Annotated in this window: 14 protein-coding genes and 1 pseudogene; 6 read left to right on the top strand and 9 right to left on the bottom strand. The window is 66.3% G+C overall.

The window, feature by feature from the left end; genetic code table 11:
• Positions 1–118: 118 nt before the first annotated feature.
• Positions 119–2,428 carry a tetratricopeptide repeat protein gene (locus QX094_RS03690; protein ID WP_410052912.1) on the top strand — a complete coding sequence of 770 codons (2,310 nt, stop codon included), beginning with the start codon at positions 119–121 and terminating at the stop codon, positions 2,426–2,428.
• Between the two features lie 120 nt (positions 2,429–2,548).
• Here the strand turns inward: QX094_RS03690 and QX094_RS03695 are convergent, their stop codons facing one another.
• Positions 2,549–2,890 (bottom strand): hypothetical protein, encoded by a 342-nt coding sequence (locus QX094_RS03695; RefSeq protein WP_316187035.1) that lies wholly within the window; start codon positions 2,888–2,890, stop codon positions 2,549–2,551.
• A 205-nt stretch (positions 2,891–3,095) separates the two neighbouring features.
• Here QX094_RS03695 and QX094_RS03700 point away from each other — a divergent pair, with 205 nt between their 5' ends.
• Positions 3,096–4,343: a multidrug effflux MFS transporter gene (locus QX094_RS03700; protein WP_316174216.1), complete on the top strand. Its 1,248-nt coding sequence runs from the start codon at positions 3,096–3,098 to the stop codon at positions 4,341–4,343.
• A 15-nt stretch (positions 4,344–4,358) separates the two neighbouring features.
• Here QX094_RS03700 and QX094_RS03705 read toward each other — a convergent pair whose 3' ends face one another.
• Positions 4,359–6,155 carry a ShlB/FhaC/HecB family hemolysin secretion/activation protein gene (locus QX094_RS03705; protein WP_316187643.1) on the bottom strand — a complete coding sequence of 599 codons (1,797 nt, stop codon included), beginning with the start codon at positions 6,153–6,155 and terminating at the stop codon, positions 4,359–4,361.
• Between the two features lie 127 nt (positions 6,156–6,282).
• Between QX094_RS03705 and QX094_RS03710 the strand changes: the two genes are divergently transcribed.
• Both QX094_RS03710 and QX094_RS03715 read left to right on the top strand, forming a co-directional pair.
• Positions 6,283–7,527 (top strand): FecR family protein, encoded by a 1,245-nt coding sequence (locus tag QX094_RS03710; protein ID WP_316187644.1) that lies wholly within the window; start codon positions 6,283–6,285, stop codon positions 7,525–7,527.
• Positions 7,528–7,676: 149 nt separating this feature from the next.
• Positions 7,677–10,442 (top strand): EAL domain-containing protein, encoded by a 2,766-nt coding sequence (locus QX094_RS03715; protein ID WP_316165998.1) that lies wholly within the window; start codon positions 7,677–7,679, stop codon positions 10,440–10,442.
• Between the two features lie 252 nt (positions 10,443–10,694).
• Here QX094_RS03715 and QX094_RS03720 read toward each other — a convergent pair whose 3' ends face one another.
• From QX094_RS03720 to QX094_RS03740, 5 genes are all read right to left on the bottom strand, one after another.
• Positions 10,695–11,615 (bottom strand): polyphosphate kinase 2 family protein, encoded by a 921-nt coding sequence (locus QX094_RS03720; protein WP_315713323.1) that lies wholly within the window; start codon positions 11,613–11,615, stop codon positions 10,695–10,697.
• A complete protein-coding gene (locus QX094_RS03725) occupies positions 11,612–12,328 on the bottom strand; it encodes an NUDIX hydrolase (RefSeq protein ID WP_315713325.1) in 717 nt (238 codons plus the stop codon). Before QX094_RS03725 ends, QX094_RS03720 begins: the two co-directional genes overlap by 4 nt.
• A gap of 3 nt (positions 12,329–12,331) precedes the next feature.
• Positions 12,332–13,345, bottom strand: coding sequence for an ABC transporter substrate-binding protein (locus QX094_RS03730; protein WP_315713327.1), 1,014 nt, complete (start codon positions 13,343–13,345; stop codon positions 12,332–12,334).
• Between the two features lie 222 nt (positions 13,346–13,567).
• Positions 13,568–14,353 (bottom strand): ABC transporter permease, encoded by a 786-nt coding sequence (locus tag QX094_RS03735; protein WP_315769078.1) that lies wholly within the window; start codon positions 14,351–14,353, stop codon positions 13,568–13,570.
• Positions 14,354–14,572: 219 nt separating this feature from the next.
• Complete coding sequence (locus QX094_RS03740; RefSeq protein WP_409997663.1) at positions 14,573–15,379, bottom strand: ABC transporter ATP-binding protein; 807 nt, start codon at positions 15,377–15,379, stop codon at positions 14,573–14,575.
• Between the two features lie 153 nt (positions 15,380–15,532).
• Between QX094_RS03740 and QX094_RS03745 the strand changes: the two genes are divergently transcribed.
• Positions 15,533–16,327 (top strand): ATP-binding cassette domain-containing protein, encoded by a 795-nt coding sequence (locus tag QX094_RS03745; RefSeq protein WP_316184304.1) that lies wholly within the window; start codon positions 15,533–15,535, stop codon positions 16,325–16,327.
• Positions 16,324–17,880, top strand: a complete 1,557-nt coding sequence (locus tag QX094_RS03750) for a glycine betaine ABC transporter substrate-binding protein (protein ID WP_316183947.1) — start codon at positions 16,324–16,326, stop codon at positions 17,878–17,880. Before QX094_RS03745 ends, QX094_RS03750 begins: the two co-directional genes overlap by 4 nt.
• 133 nt (positions 17,881–18,013) lie before the next feature.
• Here the strand turns inward: QX094_RS03750 and QX094_RS34505 are convergent.
• Positions 18,014–18,256 (bottom strand): annotated as a pseudogene (locus QX094_RS34505) (transposase); the annotation flags it as partial.
• Between the two features lie 114 nt (positions 18,257–18,370).
• Positions 18,371–19,081, bottom strand: coding sequence for a glutamine amidotransferase-related protein (locus tag QX094_RS03755; RefSeq protein WP_316183949.1), 711 nt, complete (start codon positions 19,079–19,081; stop codon positions 18,371–18,373).
• Positions 19,082–19,156: the final 75 nt, after the last annotated feature.

The following is a 19,156-nucleotide window of genomic DNA, read 5'->3' on the forward strand; positions in this document are numbered from 1 at the left end:
GCGGAAGGGATCCGCCGCGGCCCCATCACCGGCTGCGCCGGCGGATCGGCTTGCTTCCGGCGAAACGGCCTTCTCCAGGCGCGCGATCTGGATAGCAGTAGCGGTCACGATCGCGCTCGTGCTGGTGGTCGGCATGGTTCTTCATCTCCTCAAGGCCGACGAACCGGCCTCCACGGCGCAGGCCTCATTCGTCGCCACCTATGTGGGCAGCGAAAGCTGCGCCGGCTGTCATCAGGCAGAAGCCAAATTATGGGATATTTCGCAGCACAAGGCCGCGATGGCGCACGCGACCGACAAGACGGTGCTCGGCGATTTCAACAAGAGCTTCGACTACTTCGGTGTGCATTCCCGCCTCTTCCGCGATGGCGGAAAATTCATGGTCGAAACCGACGGGCCCGACGGCAAGCTTGCCGTGTTTGAGGTGAAGTACACGTTCGGTGTCGATCCGCTGCAACAATATCTCGTCGAGTTTCCAGATGGGCGCATCCAGGCGCTGCCGATCGCATGGGACGGCCGGCCCAAGGACAAAGGCGGCCAGCGCTGGTTCCATCTCCATCCCGAAGAAGAGATCAAGCACGACGACGTCCTGCACTGGACCAAGCTGAACCAGAACTGGAACTTCATGTGCGCGGAATGCCACTCGACCGGCGTGCGCAAGCATTACGACACCGCGACGGATCGCTTCGCGACGACATGGGCGGAAATCAGCGTCGGTTGCGAGACCTGTCACGGTCAGGGCTCCGCCCACGCCGCTTGGGCGCGTGACAAGCAACGCTGGTGGCCATTCGGCAAGCACGAGGATCCGAGCAGGGGATTGCTTGTCCGTTTCGACGAACGGCGCGGCGTCACCTGGCCGATCGATCCGCGGAGCGGAAATGCGACGCGTTCAGCCGCGCCGGCCGCGTTGCGAAAGGAGATCGAGACCTGCGGGCTATGCCACGCGCGCCGTGCCGGCTTCAGCGAGGACTGGACACCCGGTCAATCGCTGTCCCAGACCCATATTGTCGAGGCGCTGGCGCGGACCACTTATCATGCCGATGGCCAGATCCGCGATGTGGAGGAGCCCTATAACTATGCGCCGTTCAAGCAGAGCAAGATGTTTGCCGCCGGCGTGACCTGCAGCGATTGTCACGAGCCGCACGGCGCAAAGCTCCGAGTCTCCGGCGAAGGCGTTTGCCTGCAATGCCATGCGTCCGAAAAATACGCCGATGCGAAGCATCGCCATCACGCGGACGCCGATCCGGCGCCGACCTGCATGTCGTGCCACATGCCGGCGCGCACTTATATGCAGATCGACCTGCGTCACGATCACACCTTCCGCGTTCCGCGACCCGATCTTTCGGTCACGTTGGGAACCCCGAACGCCTGCAACGACTGCCACAGCGACAAGCCGGCGCAATGGGCCGCCGCCGCGATCGAGCAATGGTTCGGGTCCGACCGAAAGGGCTTCCAGACCTATGGGCCCGCGTTCCGCGCAGCACGCAGCGACCAGGCCGACGCCGCCGCGCTGCTTGGCCTTCTGGCCGCGGACAGGAACGCGCCGGCCGTGGCGCGTGCGAGCGCGCTCGGCGAACTCGCCTCGCGCATCGCTCCGGCGAACATTGCGACCGCACGGGCAGGCCTGGCCGATCCCGATCCCATGGTGCGGATCGGCGCGCTGGACATGCTGGAAAACGTGCCCGCCGGCCAGATCTGGCCGCTGGTTTCGCCGCTGCTCACCGATCCCGTGCGTGGCGTGCGGATCAGGGTCGCCTCCCTGCTCGCTTCCGTTCCGACCGCAAGCCAGCCGCTGCCCGATCGCGCACGCTTCGATCAGGCGGCACACGAATTCATCACGGCGCAGCGCGCCAATGCCGAACGGCCCGAGGCCCGCACTGCACTGGCAAACTTCCTGGCCTTGCGCGGACAGACCGGGGACGCAGAGACCGAGTACAAGGCAGCCCTCAGGCTCAGCCCGCACTATGCGGCGGCGGCCATCAATCTGGCCGACCTCTATCGCCAAATTGGCCGCGACGGCGACGGAGAAACCGTTCTGCGCGGAGCAATTGCGGCATCACCTACCGACGCGGCCGCGCATCACGCACTCGGCCTGACCTTGACCCGGCTGAAGCGGCACGACGAGGCGCTCGCCGAGTTGCGCAGAGCAACCGAACTCGAACCGGGTCGCGCACGCTATATCTATGTCTACGCGGTGGCGCTGCATTCCGGCGGGCGAGCCGACGAGGCAATGACGGTCCTAAAGGAAGCTCTGGAAAGCCATCCCAATGATAGGGACGTGCTGTCCGCTCTGGTTTCGCTCAGCCGCGGGGCAGGCGATGCAAGGGCGGCGCTGGGCTACGCCGAAAGGCTCGCAATCATGACGCCGGACGACCGGAATCTGGCGGCGTTCATCGGCGAGATCAGGCGGCAGATTGACAAGCCAAACTAAGATAGCTGGCTCTCCTGCTTGAGCTCACAAAGGGCGCCCGAGAACCTCAAATGGAGCGAGTGCGAAATCGACGCTGAAATGACCAGGGACGCAACAAAGTCGAACGGCTCCTCAATGAGATCAAGCACTGTCGGCGGATCGCAACGCAACCACCTCGATCGGGTAGACATCGATCGCCGGCTCCTCATAGGGATGCGCAGCGCGGATCGCCTGTAGCACGGCTTTCAGCCGGTCCTCGGCGCAGACGGTCTCGATGCGCTCCTCCTCGATCGTCTCGAACTGGCCGACCGCGCCGACGGCCGGGTTGGCGCCTGCCAGCGGACGAAACCGGCCCACGCCCTTCGCGGTAAACGAACAGTGGTCGTAATTGCCGATGCGGCCGGCGCCGGCCTCGCCCATCGCGCGGCGCACGGCGTCGCCCGCCGCTTCAGGGACATAGACGACGATCTTGTAGGTCTTCATGCTGGCCTGGATCCGGACGTCGATCACACGGCCGTTACCATCGCGTCGCCGCTGGCGCAATTTTCAGCGGGTCACAACCGGTCACAATCGCGAAAGCGCCGGCGCCGGTGACCAGCCATTCCGAAACACGCCTTGTGCGGCGCAGCAAACCCGATACTTATCGGTGATCTCTCCCGCATTCTCAACACCATGGAAGGCCCGCGCCTTGGCTGATACCAGTGCCGACACCATCGAGATCGTCCGTCACCGGCCGATGGGCTTCACCGAATTCGTCATCGTGGTCGCGGCGATCATGGCGCTCAATCCGCTGGCGATGGACATGATGCTGCCGGCGCTGCCGAACATCGGCGCCTCGTTCCATATCGACGTCGCCAACCGGCTGCAGACGGTGCTGACGGCGTTCGTCATCGGCTTCGGTCTCGGCCAGTTCGTGATCGGCCCGCTGTCCGACAGCTTCGGCCGGCGCCCGGTGCTGATCGGCGGCATGGTGCTGTATGCGGTCGCCAGCCTGTTCGCGATCGCCGCGCCGTCCTTCGAGATGCTGCTGCTGGCGCGCGCGCTGGAAGGTCTCGGCACCGCGGCGACGCGGGTGATCGCGACCTCGATCGTGCGCGACTGCTATGCCGGCCGCCGCATGGCGAGCGTCGTCTCGCTGGCGATGATGGTGTTCATCGCCATTCCCGTGATCGCGCCGTCGTTCGGCCAGGCGGTGATGCTGCTGACGCAGTGGCGCGGCATCTTCGTCGTGCTGACCTTGTACGGCATCGTCACGCTGCTGTGGACCGCCGCACGGCTGCCCGAGACGCTGCCGGAGAGCGAGCGCAAGCCGTTCTCGGTCAAAGAGATCGTCGGGGCCTTCCGCAACACCCTCACCAATCGCCAGACGCTGGGCTATGCGCTCGCGGCGAGCGGCATCTTCGGCGCCGTGCTCGGCTATGTCCTGTCCTCGCAGCAACTGTTCACCGGCGTCTATCATCTCGGCCACTACTTCCCGCTCGCCTTCGCGGCGATCGCGGTGACCATCGCGGTGGCCGGCTTCCTCAACGCCCGCCTCGTCGGCCGGCTCGGCATGCGCATGATCTCGCACGGCGCGCTGGTCGGCAGCGTCGTCATCGCGCTGGCCTGCTTCAGCGCGGCGATCCTCGGCACGCTGCCGCTGTGGCTGTTCATGCTGCTGTCGGCCGGCATGATGTTCTCGTTCGGCCTGATGTTCGCGAACTTCACCGCGCTGGCGATGGAGCCGCAGCGCGCCAATGCCGGCACCGCATCTTCGCTCTACGGCTCGATCACGACCCTGCTCGGCATGGCCGCCGGCGCCGTCGTCGGCCAGGCGTTCGACGGCACGGCATTGCCGTTCGCCGCGGGCTTCCTGGCCTGCACGTCGAGCGCGCTCGTCATCGTGCTGATCACCGAGAAGGGCCGGCTGTTCCACGGCCAAGGCAAGCCGGTCTGACCGCCGCCGAGGGCCTCAGATGCACGGCCCCTGCCCGCGCTGCGGGCACAGCTTCAGCACGCTCGACAGCGTCAGCAGCAGCCGCGCGCTGCGCGTCGTGTTGCCCGGCGCGCGGTAGCTGAGCGGCGCGGCGACGCCGAGATCGGCGCGCCAGTCGTTCGGGAAGGTGAAGCGAACCCCGGCTCCCGCCGAGGTCAGCGCCACGCCGTCGGACGGCCGGAAGCCGTCGTTCCAGGCGAGCCCGGCATCGAAGAAGCTGTAGAGTTGATAGCTTGTGAGATACTGCCAGTTCGGTTTCTGCTCGAAGCGGACCTCGAACGTGCCGGCGACGCCATTGTCGCCGCTGATCTCGGCGCTGCCATAGCCGCGGCCATAGGCGAGGCCGCCGAGATAGAACTGCTGCGAATTGTACAGCGGACCCGAGGCGAGCTGGCCGGCGGCGGCGAGCTTCAGCGACCACGCCTCGGACAAGGTCTGATAGCGCGCGAACCAGCCGTTGAAGACCGAGAAGCTCGGCGAGGCGCCCGCGCGCGAGGCGAGGGGATCGTCGAGCGGCGTCGCCCCGAACGCGTTCAGGCCCTGCCGGTAGGCCAGCGTCAGGTAGCTGTCGCCGCCGACATCATCCTTCAAGCGGTAGTCGGCGGTGAAGGTCAGCGTCCGGATGCGATCGCGATACCAGATGCCGAACAGGTCGCGCTCGGTCACGTCGCTGAAGGCGGCCGCGAGATTCAGTTTCAGCGAGGCGCGCTGCGACTGGATCGGCGCGATACCGCCGCGCAGCTCGAGCGTCTCGGTCACCGTGTTGTCGTTGAACAGCCGTCTCCGGTCGCCCGGCCGGACCTCGCTGTAAAGCGCGGAGGCGCCGACATAGGCGCCGTCGGTGCCGACCGGCACCTCATAGGACAGCCGGCCGAACGCGAGCTGGCGCGGATCTCCCGGCGTCGTCGACAGGTTGGCGGTGAGCGTGTCGCCCGGCAGCAGATAGGAATTGAAGGCGGCCGTGGCGTAGTTCTGCCAGGGACCGACGGTCGACGAGCCGAGATTGTCGACGCCAGCGAAGCCGTAGACGTGCCAGGTCTGCAGCTCGATCACCAGGCGGAACCGACCGGTGGTGCCGCCGATCTCCTCCAGCGCGGAATCGACCAGACGGACGCCGCCGCGGCCGTTGATCAGCAGCAACTGCCGCTCCAGTGTCGCGAGCCGGGACGGCTGCTCGGCCAGCACCGGGCCGAGCATCGGCCTGATGCCGAACTCTTCCGCGCCGGCGCCCTTCAAGGTCACCTCGGTGATGCTGCCTTCGATGATCTGGATGCGCACCCGGCCATCATGGATGTCCTGCGGCGGTATGATCGCACGGCTGAGATGGTAGCCGGCGGCGCGGTACTGATCGCTGATCGCGGTCGTGATCGCCGCGAGGTCGGCCTGCGACACCGGCTTGCCGAGATAGGGCTGATAGCTCGCGGCGAGCTGCTCGGCGGGCAGCGCGGACGCCCCCGTCAGCGTGACGCCGCGCATGGTGAACAAGGGCTTGCGATCGCCGCCGCCCTGGGGCGCGAATTGCGGCGCACGCGGCCGCGGCGGCGGCTGCGTCGACCGCGACTGCTGCTCGTCGAAATATCGCTCGGTCTGCCGCGGATCGAAGCTCGGCTGGCCGACCTGCTGCGCATGGGCCGTTGCTGCAAACAGCAACGCCGACAGGGAAATGCCGGCGGCGATCGCGGTTCCGTGCAGCCGTCGCGAGCCGTGCGGTACGGCCGCGAAGTCGCGCCAACCCGCAGTCCTCCCAGTTCCGTCGACACAACCAGCGCGCATGCCTCGTTTTTAGTTTGTTAAGGTCAACGAAGCGTAAATGCGTGAGGAAAACACGGCTGCAACTCCTAAGGGTCTCTTGAAACATTTCGATTAGTTTCAAAAGCCGCCAACGATGCGAGTTCGTGCCATGTCATCCAAGAGCTTCCTGATACCGGGACTGATCGCCGCGTGCCTTTTCGGTGCAATGCCGGCCGCATTCGCGGCCGACGGTGAGCCGTGGCTGGTGAGCAAATCGTCCGGTGAGGTCTGGGTCACCACCCAGGGCGCAGCGCAGGTCTCGCTCGGTCGCGAGGACCCGCTCAAGCCAGGCGATACGATCCGCACCGGGCCGACCGGCCGCGTCCGCCTGACCCGCGGCGCGGAGACGATCGTGATCGCGCCGAACTCCGAGGTCGGCCTGCCCGCCGCGCCCACGGACGGCATGGCGACGACCATCCTGCAGCGCGCCGGCTCGATCCTGCTCGACGTCGAGAAACGCAACGTCCAGCATTTCGAGGTCGAGACGCCCTATCTCGCCGCCGTGGTCAAGGGCACGCAGTTCAGCGTCACGATCTCAGGCCGCAGCACCAAGGTCGAGGTCAGCCGCGGCCAGGTGCAGGTGTCGGATTTCAAGACCGGCCAGATCGCCCAGGTGATGCCCGGTCAGGCCGCCACCGCCTTTGCGACCGGCCGCGCCGGCCTGAGCCTGTCCGGCGCCGGCACCTTCAGCCCGATCGAGCAGGGCCGCCCGCGCGCCTCCACGATCGATCGTGTTCCGGTGCCGCGCGACGGCCTGCAGGCGCCGCGCGAGGCCAAGGGCAGCGTGATCCACGCGCTGAACGCCGACGGCTCGGCCGCGCGCCCCGGTACAACGGTCGCCGCTCAGCAGCATTCTGCGGCCGCCTTCGGCAGCGCGAAGCCCGGCGTGGTGCGGATCTCGTCATCGATCGGCGAGGTCAACCTGAACATCCAGAAGGCGACACGCGGCCTCGCCCACGGCGCCCACACGCCGGCCGCCGGTGGAGGGCGAAGCACCGCCTGGAATGATGCGCGCGGCAACAGCGGCAATGCGACGGGCAACTCGGCCACCGCAAGCGGCACGTCGGGAGATTCCTCGATAGCAGCCGCCGTCACCGCGGCGGTCGGTTCGCCAAGCGGATCCGCCAGCGCCAATGCCGCCGGAAATGGCGACGCCGGCAACGGCAACGCCAACGGTGGCAGCCGCGGCAGCAACAATGGCGGCAATGGCAACGGCAACAACGGCCAGGGCAACAGCGGCAACGGTAACAGCGGTAACGGAAATAGCGGCAACGGTAACGGCAACAGCGGCGACCATGACAATGGCAATCATGGCAACGGCAACGCCCACGCTTACGGCCACAGCAAGAATTAGGGAGTCCCGATCGAGCGTAACGCCTGCGTCATGCGTCGTCATGGGGGAGCGCGGGCTTGCAGGGTTCCATGGCTCTGCGGTCGGAGCGGGATGAAGTTGGGATCACGAACGCGGGCGTCGACGTGGCACGCAGACATTCGGGAGAGGGCATGCTCAGGCGGTTCATGCCGCATATTCTGGTGGTCGTTGCGCTGCTGACGGTCGGCCTGTCGGGCGGCCACGAGTTGTTGAGCAACGCCCTCGTCGACCTGCGCTTACGCCTCGACAATCGCCCCGCCAGCGGCGAGATCGCGGTGGTCGCGATCGACCCGCGCTCGATCGAAGCCATCGGCGTCTGGCCGTGGCCGCGGACCCAGCATGCGCGCCTGCTGGAGCAGTTGCAGCGGGCCGGCGTCCGCGACGTCGCCTTCGACGTGGATTTCAGCACGCCGTCCGACGCGGCCGGCGATCAGGCCTTCCTGACCGCGCTCCAGAATGCCAAGAGCTCGGTCGTGCTGCCGACCTTCAGGCAGCTCGATGCGGCGGGGAAGGACACCGCCATTCACCTCAACCGGCCGCTGCCGCAGTTCGAGCAGCTCGCATGGTCGGCCTTCGTGAACATCGAAGTGGCGCGCGATGGCCGCGTCAGAAGCTACGCTTTCGGCGAATATAGCGAGACCGCCGGCGCGAAAACCTTCCTGCAATCCATGGGTGCGTTCCTCGCCGGCAGCGATGCTGTCAAGGACAGCTCTTTCCTGGTCGACTACGGCATCGATCTGTCGTCGCTGCCGCGGGTGTCGTATGTCGATGTCGTCCGCGGCGACGCGGCGGCGCTGTCCAGGCTCAAGGACAAGCGGGTGATCGTCGGCGCGACCGCCATCGAGCTCGGTGACTACTACAGCGTGCCGAACGGCCGCGTTCTGCCCGGCGTCATGCTGCAGGCGCTGGCGGCCGAGTCCATCATTCAGCACCGCACCCTGCTGTCGACGTCGACGACGGCCGCCGTAGGCGGCCTGCTGCTGATCGTCATCATCATGCTGGCGAGCTGGCGGCACCTCTCGGCGGCGCGGCGCGCACTGCTGATCGCCATGATCAGCGTCCTGATCGAGGCCGTGGCGCTGCTCCTGCACGACCGCTACGCCCTGGTGCTCGACACCTCGCTGCTGCAGATCGCGCTGGTCGCCTATCTCGCGGCCACGGCCCTCGACGAGATCGACTTCCGCGGCCTGCTGCGGCACGTCGCCGAGAGCCGTTTCGAGCGAATCGCGATGTCGATCGGCGACGGGCTGGTCTGTACCGACCGCGACCGGCGCATCACGGTGTGGAATCCGGGCGCGGTCGCGATCTTCGGCTATGGCGCCGACGAGATCATCGGCCAGCCCTTCGCGCGCCTGCGCGCCGACGGCAGCGATACGCATGACCTGTTTCCGCAGCAGGAGGCGGCGCTGCCGGCGACGTTGCTGCCCGGCGGAGCCACGATCGAGTTCGACGGCCGCCGCAAGGACGGCGAGGTGTTTCCGGTCGAGGCGAGCTTCTCCGCCTGGCAGGGCGCCGACGGCCTGCAATATGGCGTGATCCTGCGCGACGTCTCGGTGCGCAAGCGCAAGGCGGAGCGCATTCGTTACCTCGCCGAGCACGACACGCTGACCGGCCTGGTCAACCGCAACACGCTGCAGAGCGAGCTCGCCGCCATGATCGAGACCGCGGATGCCGCGGCCGACCAGGTCGCGCTGCTGGTGATCGGGCTCGATGCCTTCCAGCGCATCAACGACACGCTTGGCCACGCCTACGGCGACAGTGTCTTGCGCGCGGCGGCCGACCGGCTCCGCACCGAGATCGGCGGCATGGGCCGTGTCGCCCGGCTCAGCGGCGACGAGTTCGCCGTCGCCATTCCCTGCTCGGCCGTCGGCGGCACCGTGGCCGAGCTCGCCGATCATCTGTCGCATTTGTTCGAGGCGCCGCTGGACGCGGGCACGCGCCAGCAGCGCGTCAAGGTCACCCTCGGCATCGCGGTGCATCCCGAGGGCGGGCACTCGGCAGACGAGCTGCTCAGCAATGCCCACCTTGCCCTCTGTCGCGCCAAGATGGACCGGCGGGGCAGCCACGTGCTGTTCGAGAGCGCCATCCGCCACGAGCTCGAGCAGAGATTGACGCTGGAGGCCGAGCTTGCGCTCGCCGTCGAGCGGAACGAATTCGAGCTGTTCTACCAGCCGCAAGTGGAGCTGTTGAGCGGCCGCGTGATCGGCGCCGAGGCGCTGATCCGCTGGCGCCACCCGACGCGCGGCCTCGTGCCTCCCGGTGATTTCATTCCGGTCGTCAACACCTCGCATCTGTCCGAGGCGGTCGCGACCTGGGTCATGGCGACCGCCTGCCGGCAGGCGCGGGAGTGGCAGCTCGCCGGCCACGACATCCGCGTCGGCGTCAACCTCTCGCCGTCCCAGTTCCAGTCCGGCGACCTCGCGGCCTTCGTCAGCAAGCTGCTCACGTCGACCGGCCTGTCGCCGCGCCTGCTCGAGCTCGAAGTCACCGAGGACATCCTGCTGCACGACGAACCCGGCGTGCTGCAGACGTTCAACCGGCTGCAGGCGCTCGGCGTCAGCCTGGTGTTCGACGATTTCGGCACCGGCTATGCGAGCCTGAGCTACCTGAAGAAATTCCCGCTCGACGGCCTGAAGATCGACCGCTCCTTCGTGCGCGACGTGCTGACCCAGGCCGACGACGCGGCCATCGTCGGCTCGACGGTCAGCCTGAGCAAGCAGCTCGGGCTGTCCGTGATCGCCGAGGGCATCGAGAACGCGGCGACGGCCGAGTTTCTGCTCCGGCTCGGCTGCGAGCAGGGCCAAGGCTATCACTTCGGCAAGCCGATGCCGGCGGCGGATTTCACGCAGCGGTTCCTGCAGGTGGACGACGAGATGCGCCAAGCCGGCGCGGCGTGAGGCTCAGGTTTCACGCTCGAAGCCAACGCAGGTCAACCGCTCTCTCCGCCGTCATTCCGGGGCGCGCGTAGCGCGAGCCCGGAATCCATCGCCACAGGCGGTCGTTGGTGACAACGGCGCGCTGTTGCACGGACCTTGCTCCCTCGCAGGCGATCGGGGTTATGGATTCCGGGCTCGCGCTGCGCGCGCCCCGGAATGACGAGAGAGTGCAGGTGCACCTCGGCTTCTCGCCTCAGCCCGCGCCTTACGCCCTCACCCTTTCTTCCCGCCCTTGGCTTCGCTCTCGAGCGCCTTGCGCACCGCCTTGAACTCCTCGCGCGAGCCGGCATCGACGCGCGGGAAGTGCAGATCCAGGCTTTCCAGCGCGGCGACGATGGTCGAGCCGATGACGACACGGGCGAACCATTTGTGGTCGGCCGGAACGACGTGCCACGGCGCGTAGGGCGTCGAGGTGTGACGCACGATGTCCTGATAGACCGCCTGGTAGCGATGCCACTTCGCGCGCTCGGTGATGTCGCCCATCGAGAACTTCCAGTTCTTCGCCGGCTCCTCCAGCCGGTCGAGGAAGCGCGCGCGCTGCTCCTCCTTGGAGATGTTGAGGAAGAACTTCAGGATCACGGTGCCGTTGCGCGACAAGTAACGCTCGAAGGCGCAGATGTCCTCGAAGCGCTCGCGCCAGATGTTCTTGGTGACCAGCCTCGGCGGCAGCTTCTCGGCCTTGAGGATCTCCGGATGCACCCGCGTGACCAGGCATTCCTCGTAGTAGGAACGGTTGAAGATGCCGATGCGGCCACGCTCGGGGAGCGCGATGGCGCTGCGCCACATGAAGTCGTGGTCCAGCTCCTTGGAGGTCGGCTGCTTGAACGAGGTGACCTCGCAGCCCTGCGGATTGACGCCCTCGAAGATGCTCTTGATCGCGCTGTCCTTGCCGGAGGCGTCCATGCCCTGCAGCAGCACCAGCACCGACCAGCGGTCCTGTGCATAGAGCCTTTCCTGAAAATCGGCGAGCCGCGTCCGATTCTGCTCGATGATCGCCTCGCCCTCCTCCTTGGCGAGGCCGCCCTTGACCTTTGTCTTGTGCGATTTGAGGTGAAACTTGTGCCCGCCATCGATCCGGAACGGCGAGATGAAACCATCGAGCTCATCGGCCAGCGTGCGCGGTTTCTTGCTCATGAGGACGGCTCTCCTGGGCTGAATTGCGTTTCGAGGAAGGCGGTCACGAAGCGCGGCATCGCCGCAGTCAGATCATTCCGGCTTCGAACCAGCCGTATCGAGCAGAGTTCCGGCTCGTCCTGAGCCGCGAGGTTGGCCTCGATGCGGCGCTGCAGAGCCTCGCCCATGTCAGAGGCGTCGAGCACGCGCATCAGCGCGATCGACGCGCCGGTCACGACACAGTCCCAATGCGCCGCGGCCTGATAGTCCGATGGCGCGAGTCCCGTCTCCTCCTCGACCTCGCGCGCGACGTTGGCGGCGAGATCGAGCACGCCGTCGCTGACGTCGGCGAGATCCGGCGTGCCGGCGGGAAAATACAGCCGGCCGGCATTGGCGGTATGCGCGCCCATCTCGCCGAGCACGAAGGCGCCGTCGGCGGCACGCAGCGCGCCCATGCCGAAGCCGTTGAAGGCGGTGCGATCCGGAAAGCCCCAGTCGCGCCACGCCAGCAGGCTGGCGAAATCGGTCTCGAAATAGCTCGCGGTGAACCGGCTATCCGCGAAGCGCGGGTTGCGCCCGAGCAGCACGCGGCCGTTCCACAGCCCCGGCCTGGCGCGCTGGCATTCGGCGAAATGCGCCGCGATGTCGTCGCGGCGCTGTTTCGCGAACGGCCAGTCCCACGGCTCGACCTTGAGGTCGAGCGTGGTGACGCGGTGGATGACGACGTCCGTCATCCGCTATTTCGCCCCCTTCGCCTGCTCAACGAACTTGTTGGTGAAGGTCTTGCTGACGTCGACATTGGCCTTGGCGACATCGGGCGAGCCGGTGCTGAACACGGCGAGCACAGCGTCGGCGCCCTTCGGATCCATCTTGCCGGTCTGCGAGTACATCGGGATGGTGTTCTTGAGCGCCGCGAGATACAGCGCCTTGTCCTTGCCGACGAGTTCCTCCGGCATCTTCGCCATGATTTCCTCCGGCGTGTGCGAATGGATCCAGCCCAGCGTCGCCACGATGGCGTTGGTCAGCGCCTGCGTCTCCTTGTCATGGCCGGCGATCCAGGCCGCGGTCGAATACAGCGCGCCGCCGGGATACTCGCCGCCGAACACCTCCAGCGTGTCGTGCTGGGTGCGGGTATCGCTGAGGATCTTGAGGTCCGGATGCTTGCCCTGCAGCACGGTGACCGAGGGATCGAGCATGACGGCCGCATCGATCTGGCCCTGCTCCATCGCGGCCACCGCGGTGGCGCCGAGACCGACGCCGATCACCGCGGTGCCCGACGGATCGAGACCGTTCTTCTTCAGCATGTACTTCAGGAAGAAGTCGGTCGAGGAGCCCGGCGCGCTGACGCCGACCTTCTTGCCGGCGAGATCCTTGACCGAGCTGATCTCCTTGTTGTGCGACGGCGCCACCACCAGCACGAGACCGGGATAGCGGTCGTAGACGACGAAGGACTGCATCTCCTGCTTCTTGGCCGCGAGATTGACGCAGTGATCGAAATAGCCGGAGACGACGTCGGCGCTGCCGCCGAGCACGGCCTTCAGCGCATCCGAGCCGCCCTTGAGGTCGACCAGCTCGACCTCGAGCCCGGCCTTCTCGTATTCGCCGAGCTGCTTGGCCAGCACGGTCGGCAGATAGCACAGGCAGGCGCCGCCCCCGATTGCGATCGTGACCTTGGTGGCAGCGCTGGCGAGACCAGTGCTCAACGTCAGCGCCAGCAGCGCGCCGGTGACCCGGCTCAACATCTTGTTCATGTGTTTCCTCCGTTCATGTTGTCAGTCAGGTTGGGCATGTCGGCGTAGATTGAGAAGGCCGCCCAAAACTCCGCTGTCGTCCCTGCGAAAGCAGGGACCCATACCGCGTGATGTTCCGGTTGGAAAAGACTGGTCGTCCCGCGTGCCACAAACGCCGCCCTGTGGTTATGGGTCCCCGCTTTCGCGGGGACGACAGCGGCGGGTGGCGCAGCAGCCCGGCCATCATCGGCCCTCGGCGGCGTCAGGCCGCCACACCAGCAGCCGCCGCTCCACAAGCGTGACGCAGATGTCGATCAGGATGACGAATGCCGACAGCACGAACATGCCGGCGAACACGCCGGCGACGTCGAAGATGCCTTCGGCCTGCTGGATCAGATAGCCGAGGCCGGCCGCGGAGCCGAGATATTCGCCGACGACAGCGCCGACGACGGCGAAGCCGACCGACGTGTGCAGCGACGAGAACATCCACGACAGCGCCGACGGCCAATAGACGTGGCGCATCAGTTGCCGCTCGCTCATGCCGAGCATGCGGGCGTTGTCGCGCACCACGGTCGAGACCTCCTTCACGCCCTGATAGACGTTGAAGAACACGATGAAGAACACCAAGGTCACGCCGAGCGCGACCTTGGACCAGATGCCGAGCCCCAGCCACAGCGTGAAGATCGGCGCCAGCACCACGCGCGGCAGCGCATTGGCCATCTTGACGTAGGGATCGAACACGGCGGCGACCAGCGGCTTGCGCGCGAACCAGAAGCCGACCAGCACGCCGCCGAGCGAGCCGATCGCGAACGCCAGGATCGACTCCCACAAGGTGATCGCGAGGTGCTTCCAGATGGCCCCGGTGGCGAACCATTTGATCACCTGCGCGAACACGTCGACCGGATTGGAGAAGAAGAACGGCGGAAGCCAGATGCGCCCGAACACGGGCACGGTGGCGAGCAGTTGCCACAGCGCAATCGCGACGACCGCGACCAGCAATTGCAGCGCGAGCAGACCGAGACGCGACATTACGCTACTCCGCGCCCGTGGTGACAGAGACAAAGCGCGAGCCGCGCACGCCGCTCCGCTCCCTCCCCCCTTGTGGGGGAGGGCTGGGGAGGGGGGTACTCCAACCAACAGTGTTTCCGGGGTACCCCCCTCCCCGCCCCTCCCCCACAAGGGGGGAGGGAGTGCACTGTCCAAGTGGAAACAGCGAGGCTCCCATGATCGAACGAGTCACGGCTCCCATCACACCGCCTCCGCCTGCTTGTAGGTCTTCTCGACCTCCGCCTTCAGCGTCTGCCAGATCTCGCGATGCAGCTCGTGAAATTCGTGCTTCATGCGCACCTCGAAGATGTCGCGCGGACGCGGCAGGGTCACGCGCCAGTCGCCGATGATGCGCGAGGCCGGGCCGGCCGACATGATGACGACGCGGTCGGCGAGCGCGATCGCCTCCTCGAGATCGTGGGTCACGAACAGCACCGCCTTGCGGTCGGCATTCCAGAGATCGAGCAGCAGATTGCCCATGATCTGCCGCGTCTGCGCGTCCAGTGGCCCGAACGGCTCGTCCATCAGGATGATGCGCGGATTGCGGATCAGCACCTGGGCGAGGCCCACGCGCTTGCGCTGGCCGCCCGACAGCATGTGCGGATAGCGGTTGCCGAATGCGCCGAGGCCGACCGAGGTCAGCCATTGCTGCGCCTTGGCGGCCGCGTCCTTCGACGGCGTGCCCGCGACCTCAAGCCCGATCGCGACGTTCTCCAGCGCGGTCTTCCATGGGAACAGCGCGTCGGCCTGGAACAGGTAGCCGGCGTCGCGATTGAGGCCGGCCAGAGGCTGGCCGAAGATGCGCACGTGGCCGGCGGCCGGCTTCAGCAGTCCAGCCGCCACGTTGAGAAGGGTGGATTTGCCGCAGCCGGTCGGCCCGACGATGGCGACGAACTCGCCATCGGCGACGCTGAGATCCGCCGTCTCGACGGCGGTGTAGGTGCGTCCGCCGGCGAGACGGAATGCCACCGTCGTTCGCTCCAGCGCGACCGCGGCGGCGGTGGGCATCGTCACGTCCAAGTTCCTCCCCCGAGAATGGCCGGGACGGCTTAGCCGCTTGCGCGGCGAAGTTCAACGCGGCGGCCGGACGTGCTAGGTCGTCTGACTGAGCCCAAGGCCAACCTTAAGGCCAACCTTAAGGCCAACATTCCGCAAGGCCGCATGCCGCGCACGCCGTTCATCGTCTACACCAACGTCCGCAAGAGTTTCCCCGGCCCGGCAGGCGCCGTGACCGCGGTCGACGGCGTCTCGCTGGAGATCGCCGAGGGTGAGTTCCTGGCGATCGTGGGCGGCTCCGGCTCGGGCAAGACCACGCTGCTGCGGCTGACCAACCGCCTGATCGAGCTGGACGGCGGCGCGATCCGGATTGCCGGCGAGGATATCGCCGGCCTCGATCCTGTCAGCCTGCGTCGCCGGGTTGGCACCGTGTTCCAGAACGGGGCGCTGTTTCCGCACATGACGGTTGCCGCCAATATCGGCATCACCCCCAGGCTGCTGGGTACGCCCGCGAACGAGATCGCCGACCGTGTCGACGAGCTGCTCGACCTCGTGCGGCTCGACCGCAAGGCGCATCGCGACCGGCTGCCGCACGAGCTGTCGGGCGGCCAGCGCCAGCGCGTCGGCGTCGCCCGCGCGCTCGCGGCGCGGCCGAAGATCGTGCTGATGGACGAGCCGTTCGGCGCGCTCGATCCGCTGACGCGTGATGCGCTCGGCAGCGACTACCGCGCCCTGCATGAGCAGTTCGCGCTAACCACGATCATGATCACGCACGACATCACCGAGGCGCTGCTGCTCGCCGACCGCATCGCGGTGATGCGCGGCGGACGCCTGATCGAGATCGGCACGCCGGCCGAGCTCGCGGCCAGCCGTGAACCCTACGTGACGGAGCTGATGACGACGCCGCGCCGGCAGGCGGCGCGGCTGGCCGCGCTGCTGCCCGAAAGCGGCACAGCATGAGCGCACTGTCCGATCCACGCTTCACCGAGGCGCTGTCGCATCTCACGGATTATCTCGGCAGCCATCTGCGCGTGAGCCTCGCCGCGCTGGCGCTCGGCCTTGCCGTGAGCTTTCCGCTGGCGCTGCTCGCGCGCAATCGCCCTGCCCTGCGCAATCTGCTGCTCGGCGTCGCCAGCGTGGTGCAGACGGTGCCGGGACTGGCGCTGCTGGCGCTGTTCTATCCGCTGCTCCTGGCGCTGACGGCACTCACCTTGCGCTGGTTCGGGCTCTCGTTCTCGGCCTTCGGCTTCCTGCCGGCCATGCTGGCGCTGGCGCTGTATTCGATGCTGCCGGTGCTGCGCAATACCATCACCGGGCTGAACGGCGTCGACGCAAGCCTGATCGAGGCCGCCAAAGGCGTCGGGATGACCGAGCGCCAGGCGCTGACGATGGTGGAGCTGCCGCTGGCGCTGCCGGTGATCATGGCCGGCATCCGCACCGCTGCGGTGTGGGTGATCGGCACCGCGACCTTGTCGACGCCGATCGGCCAGACCTCGCTCGGCAACTACATCTTTGCAGGTTTGCAGACCCAGAACTGGGTGCTGGTCGTGTTCGGCTGCATTGCCGCCGCCGTGCTGGCGCTTGCCATCGATCAGTTGCTGGCACTGATCGAGGATGGCCTGCGCAGGCGCAGCCGTGCCCGTGTCGGGCTTGGCACCGCAACCATCGCGCTCATGGTCGGCGCGAGTCTCCTGCCCTCGCTGGCCGGCGGCTCGGCACGCTACGTGATCGGCGCCAAGACGTTTACCGAGCAATATGTGCTGTCGGCCTTGATCAGCGAGCGGCTGCAGGCAGCCGGTCTCTCGGCGACGACACGCGCCGGGCTTGGCTCCAGCGTGATCTATGAGGCACTGAAGAACGGCGACATCGACGCCTACGTCGATTACTCCGGCACGCTGTGGACCAACCAGTTTCACCACAAGGAGCAGTTGCCGCGCGCTGCGCTGCTCGATGCACTGAAGCAGGATCTCGCCAAGGACAAGGTCACCCTGCTCGGCGAGCTCGGCTTCGAGAATGCCTACGCGCTGGTGATGCCGCGCAAGACGGCCGAGGCGCTCGGCATCCGCTCGATCGCCGACCTCGCGCGCCACGCCAGCGACATGTCGATCGCCGGCGACTACGAGTTCTTCTCGCGCCCGGAATGGGCGGCCCTGCGCGACGCCTATGGCCTCGCCTTCCGCGCCCAGCGCCAGATGCAGCCCGACTTCATGTATGCCGCGGCCGCCTCCGGCGAGGTCGACGTCATCGCCGGCTACACCAGCGACGGCCTGATCGCGAAATACGATCTCGTCGTGCTCGACGATCCCAAGCAGGCGATCCCGCCTTACGACGCGATCCTGCTGCTGTCGCCGAAGCGAGCCGAGGACCGCGCGTTGCAGGATGCGTTACGACCGCTGCTCGGCCGCATCGACATCGCGACCATGCAGCAGGCCAATCTGCGCGCCTCCGGCAGTGACGCGGAGTCCTCGCCGCAAGCGGTGGCGCGCTGGCTGTGGAGTAAGACGTCGAAGTAGGCCCCACAGTCTCGCCGCGTCATTGTGAGCGCAGCGAAGCAATCCAGGGCGTCACGAGGACTCTGGATTGCTTCGGCTCGCTCGCAATGACGGTGGTGGTTGGCGCAACCTCCACACGCACTAGGGTCAGGACTCATTGATCGAGCCAGAAGATAACAGTTGCCGCGATACAGATGGCGCTGAAGAATGTGTGAGCGCAGCGGTCGTAACGCATGGAGAGACGTCGCCAGTCCTTAAGTCCGGCGAACATATTCTCGACCTTGTGACGCTGCCGATACAGGGATTTGCAATATGTTAGGGGCGATCTGCGCCCAGCCCGCGGCGGAATGCAAGGCTCTATTCCTCGCTTAGCGAGAGCCGCTCGGAAGGCATCGCTGTCATAGCCCCTTGTCGGCGATCAGAGTCTCAGCCTCTGGCAAGAGAGGAGAGACCAGAGCCGCACCTTACGATATTGCGTCGAACGGATTGCCGACATCGCGAGAACCGCACCTCATCGGTTAGATTCCATCGCAGCCCTCATAAACTCAAGGATCACCGGGTGAGGCTGGGTGATGCTCGAAGTCAGCTGAGGTACATAGAGAGTAGCAATGAAGAAGCGATGCGCGGGGATAGTCAGAATCCTCGCTTCGCCGGATGCGTCCGTGCCAATGATTCTCAATCCTGCGTCATGTAGCTTCTGCTGATGCTCCGGGTTCAGTCCGAAATTGCAGTAGTACTGCTCGCGTGGATTCTTCCCCCCGTAGATCGCATCTGCGAGGCTGCCCGGCTCGATTTTGACTTCCATCGTCTGCCCCACGAGCGAGCACGATAATGGTGTGATGAAGAGGTTGGAGGCGTAGGGATCATATTCGGCGTGCGCGGCGTCTTCGAAGCCCATGACATTGCGACTGTATTCGATCACAACGTGCTGGCAGCCCCCGCAAGTCCCCAAGAGGGGAACGCCGCTCTCGCGCGCGTAACGAATTGCATTGATGGCTCCGAGAAGGCTCTTGTATGGGCTCCCGGGAACAATCCAGATCGCATTAAAACGCCGAAGCTGTTCGGCTGCCCCGGCCTCCAGCTGGACGGTTGAGATCCATTCCGCCGTAATTCGTCCCTCCAGCGTCAGCCGAGCATGCTCAATCGCATCGTTGGTTGCGGTGTGAGGCAGGAAGGAAGGGGTGAATTCGCCAACAAGCGCAATCGCTATGGCGTCGGACATGATCGCTCTCCGGCTGTAGTTCCGCCTTGTAAGAGCATGCCGGTCATGTATATGTAAAATTACTTCGACAGCAGC

It is taken from the genome of Bradyrhizobium sp. SZCCHNS1050, assembly GCF_032484785.1.
In the GTDB taxonomy this organism is placed as follows: Bacteria; Pseudomonadota; Alphaproteobacteria; order Rhizobiales; family Xanthobacteraceae; genus Bradyrhizobium.

Bases quoted from the DNA above. Each gene is read 5' to 3' on its own strand.
- QX094_RS03695 (WP_316187035.1), bottom strand. From the start codon at position 2,890: ATGAAGACCTACAAGATCGTCGTCTATGTCCCTGAAGCGGCGGGCGAC.
- QX094_RS03745 (WP_316184304.1), top strand. From the start codon at position 15,533: ATGCCGCGCACGCCGTTCATCGTCTACACCAACGTCCGCAAGAGTTTC.
- QX094_RS03715 (WP_316165998.1), top strand. From the start codon at position 7,677: ATGCTCAGGCGGTTCATGCCGCATATTCTGGTGGTCGTTGCGCTGCTG.
- QX094_RS03720 (WP_315713323.1), bottom strand. From the start codon at position 11,615: ATGAGCAAGAAACCGCGCACGCTGGCCGATGAGCTCGATGGTTTCATC.
- QX094_RS03755 (WP_316183949.1), bottom strand. From the start codon at position 19,081: ATGTCCGACGCCATAGCGATTGCGCTTGTTGGCGAATTCACCCCTTCC.
- QX094_RS03740 (WP_409997663.1), bottom strand. From the start codon at position 15,379: ATGCCCACCGCCGCCGCGGTCGCGCTGGAGCGAACGACGGTGGCATTC.
- QX094_RS03710 (WP_316187644.1), top strand. From the start codon at position 6,283: ATGTCATCCAAGAGCTTCCTGATACCGGGACTGATCGCCGCGTGCCTT.
- QX094_RS03705 (WP_316187643.1), bottom strand. From the start codon at position 6,155: ATGCGCGCTGGTTGTGTCGACGGAACTGGGAGGACTGCGGGTTGGCGC.
- QX094_RS03750 (WP_316183947.1), top strand. From the start codon at position 16,324: ATGAGCGCACTGTCCGATCCACGCTTCACCGAGGCGCTGTCGCATCTC.
- QX094_RS03735 (WP_315769078.1), bottom strand. From the start codon at position 14,353: ATGTCGCGTCTCGGTCTGCTCGCGCTGCAATTGCTGGTCGCGGTCGTC.
- QX094_RS03730 (WP_315713327.1), bottom strand. From the start codon at position 13,345: ATGAACAAGATGTTGAGCCGGGTCACCGGCGCGCTGCTGGCGCTGACG.
- QX094_RS03725 (WP_315713325.1), bottom strand. From the start codon at position 12,328: ATGACGGACGTCGTCATCCACCGCGTCACCACGCTCGACCTCAAGGTC.